This is a genomic window from Geminocystis sp. GBBB08 (genome assembly GCF_016743215.1).
Taxonomy (GTDB): Bacteria; Cyanobacteriota; Cyanobacteriia; order Cyanobacteriales; family Cyanobacteriaceae; genus Geminocystis.
Window position 1 is genome coordinate 1 of record NZ_VRZC01000206.1, and the last position, 5,766, is coordinate 5,766.

The window sequence follows — 5,766 nt, forward strand, 5'->3', positions numbered from 1 at the left end:
AAAAATAAAATGCGAACAAAATTTAAAGATATTTTAGAATATGAAAAAGCTCAACTACTTTTACAGCCAATTTATATCAGATTAATCGATAATATTCGTCAAGAATCAGAATTATCAGATTGGAATGTAAGTTATAAAGAAATTAACGAACCTTTTCCGAGTTATATTGTCTTGTTTAAAAAAGGTAATTATTTAAGGCAATATAATATTTGGGAACTTTGTTTTAAAATCTGTTTTGATAGTTATGAATCAGAGGAAAATATTCCGGTAATAATTGATAAAATTTTAATGGATGACAGGGGAGAATTAGATTGGCAACAAATAGAAATAAAAACAAAAAATTTGGTTAAAAGTTTATTAAATATTTCCTCTAATTAGAGGTTGCGTCAAAAAGTATTTTTATTTTGATGAGAGTAGCTATTAGCAGTCAGCTATCAGCTTAAATAACCAAAAATCAAATTTTTAGCTTAGTAGTGTTATTGAGCTAATGTAAGTTTTTGTTTGCAAATCAAGTCAAAAATGTTGAGTTTTTCAACAAAAATTATCAAAATGGCACACTTTTTTGTTAGTGTAGTATTTATTAACCTTTGATTGTTATAGCCTTCTGATTCCCCACAGTAAACCCTAATTATAGATACTTTTCCCAAATCCGCTACCTTAACCGATAACTTTTGATCGAACTGAGGTAATGTTGTGCTTAATGATCAACACAATAAATGTAACTTTTTGAAACTTTTAAGATAGATTAAGCCTTATTCTTTTCTTTTTTTAAAGGGATAAAAAGGGCTACTAATTTCCCCTGAATTATGCAAGAATTTTACTTTTTTGTTACTTAATTCAAGATAAAGTTGCTCTAATTTTGTGACATTATTCTTTAAAGTATATTTTTCTAAGACTCGATTTCGGGCTTTTTTTCCGAGTAAAGTAGTTATTTCTGGATGGTGTGCCAAAAGGGGTAAAATTGTTTTTAATTGGCTAGTAACATCTTGAGTGCTAAGAACAATTCCAGCATGAGCTAAAACTTCGCCATCAGCCCCCGCATCGGTGGCAACACAGGCTAAACCACAACCCATTGCTTCTAATAATGATAAAGATAAGCCTTCGACTAAAGACGGTAAAATAAAAACATCTGCACTTCTTAACAAATCAATTCTTTTTTCATCATCAACGATGGCACCTACCCAGATAATACCATCTTCTTGATTATATAAAGGTTTGAGAGTGGGAGTTAAGTGTCCATCACCGATAATTAAAAGTTTGGCATTTTTGCCCATTTCAGCGTATTTCCATGCTTTTAATAAAGATTCAACATTTTTTTCTACCGCTATACGCCCTTGATAAACATATATTTGATCATTGGGATATTTATTTTTAAAATCAGACTTATCAGGGGAATATTTTTGGGTATCGACACCATTAGGAATAATAGCTAATTTTTCCGCAGGTACACCTAATTTAATTAACAAATCTTTTTGTAATTCAGAAAAAACAATAGTTTGATCATATTTTGCTAAAGAAGGAGCATAAAGTTGATAAGTTAAATATTGAGTGCTAGATTTTATATTACGCCAAAGACTGTCAAAAGGAGGATGAAAAGTAGCAACAAGGGGAATTTTTAATTGTTGACAAATTTCTGGTAATCGAAAATCGAGGGGAGATAAAGTTAAAGAAGCATGAACTATATCAGGTTGCAAGTCTTGTAGTGCTTTTAGTAAAATTTTAGTAGATTTAGGGGAGGGTATGGTATAAATTTGAGATTTATAGAGAAAAGGAAGGTTAACTTCAGCGACATAATTTTCAGGGCTAGATTCGTCACTTTCTTCGCTAAAATGAAGAAAACTAACCTTATAACCCCTATCTAACAGAGCGTTGGTTATTTCTCTACTATATGTTACGTTGCCACAAAAAGGAGATTTTTTTCCTAGCCAAGCGATGTGCATTCAATTCCAGTTGAATAAATATTAAGTTAACTAAATTTTATTTAAGTTTGTTCACAATTATGACTCTTCTTGGTCAAATTGAATAATTTTCTTGCACAAATCAGTGATCAAAATTGACAATTTAGAATTTAGAATTTAGAATTTAAAATTTAGAATGAAGAAATTGAGCATCGTTGCCCATTGGCTATTGCCACGACTTGTGCCACAAATCTATTAATCCTAATTCTTAACAAGAGGTTGAAACCCCTTACCCTAATTCCTAATTTCTCATTCCTCATGGCTAACAATGACACAAACCATCGTTATCAAAATTGGCACATCTAGCTTAACTCGCCCAGAAACTGGAAATTTAGCTCTTTCTACCATCGCTTTTTTAGTGGAAACCTTAAGTAATTTACGTCAGCAAGGTTATCAAGTAATTTTAGTGTCGTCAGGTGCTGTGGGAGTTGGTTGTGCTAGATTAAATTTGACAGAACGTCCTCGAAATATTAATCTCAAACAGGCTATAGCAGCGGTAGGCCAAGGAAGATTAATTAGAGTCTATGATGATTTATTTAATCATTTAGGACAACCTATAGCTCAAATTTTGCTGACGAGACGAGATTTAATGGAAAGAAGTTGTTATGTTAATGCCAGTAATACTTTTAATACTTTGTTAGAGTTAGGAGTGATTCCCATTGTCAACGAAAATGATACGGTGGCAACGGAAGAATTAAAATTCGGCGATAACGATACATTATCAGCTTTAGTTGCCAGTTTAGTCGAAGCTGATTGGTTATTTTTGTTGACAGATGTCGATAAACTTTATTCTGCTGATCCTCGTGTTGTACCTTCAGCTATACCCATAGATTTAGTCAATAGTAAAGAATTTGCCAATTTACAAGTAGATGTTACCAATAGTGGTAGTGGTTGGGGCACTGGTGGAATGATTACGAAATTAAGGGCAGCGAAAATTGCTTCTAGTGCTGGGGTAACAACCGTTATAACTAATGGTAAAAATCCTGATAATATTGGTAAAATTTTGGCAGGAGAAGCCATTGGCACAAAATTTGAGGCACAACCGAAGACAGAAAATGCTCGTAAAAGATGGATTGCTAACGGTTTAGTTTCTATGGGAAAAATATATTTAGATGATGGTGCAGTTAAGGCTTTATGCCATCAAGGAAAATCTTTATTAGCGGCAGGAATAACTAAAATTGAGGGAGAATTTAGTGCATCGGAAGCGGTAGATTTAGTTAATTTTCAAGGGCAAGAAATAGGCAAAGGAATTGTTAATTATAGTTATGATGAATTAGGAAAAATTAAAGGGCTAAAGTCAGCCGATATTCCTGATATTTTAGGTTATTATGGTGCAGAAACTGTTATTCATCGAGATAATTTGGTAGTTTTTGATTAAATTATACTTACCTAGGGTTTGCTGAATAAATCAAAAAGCTATTAAAATTAATCGTTTTGACAGACTACATCCCTTAAAAAATGTGCAAAAATCAGTTATAATCTCGGAAAAACTGCACACTTTTATGTATCCTCATACCGAACATTTACACAGTACAATTAATGATTTTCAATTTCCCAATGGTTTTCACCTCAATGAAAATAATCGTTGGGTGATTTTGAGAGATTTGATACCTTGGGCAAAATTTGAAGAAGAATATGCCTCACTTTTTGATGAAAAAATAGGTGCACCAGCTAAATCTTTTCAAATAGCAATGGGGGCTTTAATTATACAACAAATACTTAAAACGACTGACAGAGAAACCTTAGAACAAATTAAGGAGAATCCACATTTACAGTATTTTCTAGGATTATCAACCTATGAATATAAAGCACCTTTTAACAGCTCAATGTTGGTGTATTTTCGCCAAAGAATAAAGCCAGAAATAATTAATAAAATCAATGAAGATATAGTAAAAATAGAACTGGATAAACAAGATAAAAAAAAAGAGGAAAATCAAGATACAGAAGAAAAAAAAGAGAGAATAAAAAATAAAGGACAATTGATGTTAGATGCCACAGTGATACCAAGTGATATAACATATCCGACAGATTTAGGATTATTAAATCAGGGGAGAAAGTTTTTAGAAAAAATAATAGATAAATTATATAAACCAGTAAAAGGACAATTAGAAAAAAAACCAAGAACCGATAGAAAAAAAGCAAGAAAAGCACATTTAGTAATAGCAAAAAAGAAAAAGATAACAACATCAGAAAGAAGAAAAGCCATCAAAAAACAATTAAGGTATGTGTCAAGAAACTTGGACTACATAGAAGAATTAAAAAAGAAAGTAAATGAAGAAGAAATATTATCAAGAAAAGAAAGAGAAAAAATAGAAATAGTAAGAGAATTAAATAGACAACAGAAAGAAATGTATGAAGAAAATAAAAGGACAATAGAAAATAGAATAGTCAGTATAGAACAGCCTCACATTAGACCAATAGTGAGGGGTAAGGCAAGAGCATCAGTAGAATTTGGAGCAAAAATATCAGTATCTTATGTAGAAGGATATGTATTTTTAGACTATGTAGAATGGTCAAATTTTCCAGAGGCAAAATACTTGAAAGAACAGGTAGAAAAATATTATAAAATGTGGAGTTATTATCCAGAATCAATTCATGTAGATAAAATTTATAGAACGAAAGAGAAGAGAAAATATTGTCAAGAAAAAGGGATAAGAATGGGTGGTCCAAAATTGGGAAGACCAATAAAAAATATAAGTAATGAAGAAAAGAAACAATCTCAATTAGATGAGAGAATAAGAAGTAAAATAGAAGGAAAATTTGGAGAAGTAAAAAGAAATTATGGATTGAATTTAATTAGAACAAAACTAAAGGAGACATTTACTAACAGTAATAGCAATGGGAATATTAGTAATGAATTTAATAACCCTTTATAGAAGGGTAATAAGGGGGTTTTTATGTGCATTTTTAGAAAAACAATTAAAAAAAGAGAAAAAGAATCAGGATATATTATATATGATGCTAATAAGAATGAAAGTAGATTATACTTTCTTACAACATCATGTATATAATGTTGAATGTGTGTTATTTTTCTGACTTTTTCAGCAGACCCTACCTAGAGAATAGGCAACTCTAAAGCAAAGACGGGGTTTCAAACCCAAGAATTTTGATGATTTTTATTACTATTCATTTGATGATTAAATATGGTGTCTATTGTAGAAACTATAATTTTTCTAGGCTTTTTTGTTCTATAATTAAGCCAAATAATATATAATAATGCTGACAAGCAATTGGCAAAAAACTTAAAATTAATTTTCTTTCATTTGTTAGATTTACTATGTGCTTTATTTCTTTATTTATTACTAAATGAATCCCTTGAAAACATTGAAATATCAATCTTAAAGTTGGACGTTCTGTTAGTTTTCCTAATTGATTTTTTAGGGCAGTTTTTTTCTCTTTTAATCGGCGACGTATTTCTCTTTGCCCTAATGAATATACTAACAGACATAATCCCATTAGCATTGCCATTGTTTCTATTCTTTTCGGAATTTTTAAAAACACACTATCTGCAAAAAATATTGGGTCTTTGAGAAAGCCAAAACTTCTTTCGACTGATTGTTGCTCTTTATATTTTATGAGAATTTCATCTGAACTAAATTGGCTCTTATCTAATCTGTTGGTCGCTAACACAAATCTTCCCGCTCTTTTTTCTAATTCATTTATTTTGCTTAAATCTGATTCTAAGTAAGTAGGCAAAATTAATTGTATGTTTACTTTATGAAAGACAGAAGATAATAAGCAATAGGCAACAAGGATTGTATGTTATTTTAATTAATTTAAAAATTCACAATCTATTTTGCACGAGTAC

At 30.7% G+C, this 5,766-nt stretch carries 4 protein-coding genes and 1 pseudogene; 3 read left to right on the forward strand and 2 right to left on the reverse strand.

All coding sequences use genetic code 11. The annotated features are described in order from the left end of the window. Nucleotides 1-378, forward strand: a 378-nt coding sequence (locus tag FWJ34_RS17575) for a hypothetical protein (RefSeq protein ID WP_308256640.1), incomplete at its 5' end; no start/stop codon positions are given. 374 nt (nt 379-752) lie between these two features. On the opposite strand, the gene FWJ34_RS17580 is transcribed toward FWJ34_RS17575, so the two are convergent. Then, nucleotides 753-1,940, reverse strand: coding sequence for a glycosyltransferase family 4 protein (locus FWJ34_RS17580; protein ID WP_308256641.1), 1,188 nt, complete (start codon nt 1,938-1,940; stop codon nt 753-755). Nucleotides 1,941-2,226: 286 nt separating this feature from the next. Between FWJ34_RS17580 and proB the strand changes: the two genes are divergently transcribed. Together proB and FWJ34_RS17590 are read left to right on the forward strand one after the other, a co-directional pair. After that, nucleotides 2,227-3,336 carry a glutamate 5-kinase gene (proB, locus tag FWJ34_RS17585; RefSeq protein WP_308256642.1) on the forward strand — a complete coding sequence of 370 codons (1,110 nt, stop codon included), beginning with the start codon at nt 2,227-2,229 and terminating at the stop codon, nt 3,334-3,336. Between the two features lie 124 nt (nt 3,337-3,460). Further along, nucleotides 3,461-4,994, forward strand: a protein-coding gene (locus FWJ34_RS17590) for an IS5 family transposase (RefSeq protein ID WP_396232067.1) whose coding sequence is annotated in 2 segments (ribosomal slippage) — nt 3,461-4,789 and nt 4,791-4,994 — 1,533 coding nt in all. Because the reading frame shifts where the segments join, the coding sequence is not laid out codon by codon here. 126 nt (nt 4,995-5,120) lie between these two features. On the opposite strand, the pseudogene FWJ34_RS17595 reads toward FWJ34_RS17590, so the two are convergent. Further along, nucleotides 5,121-5,642 (reverse strand): annotated as a pseudogene (locus FWJ34_RS17595) (IS1634 family transposase); the annotation flags it as partial. Nucleotides 5,643-5,766: the final 124 nt, after the last annotated feature.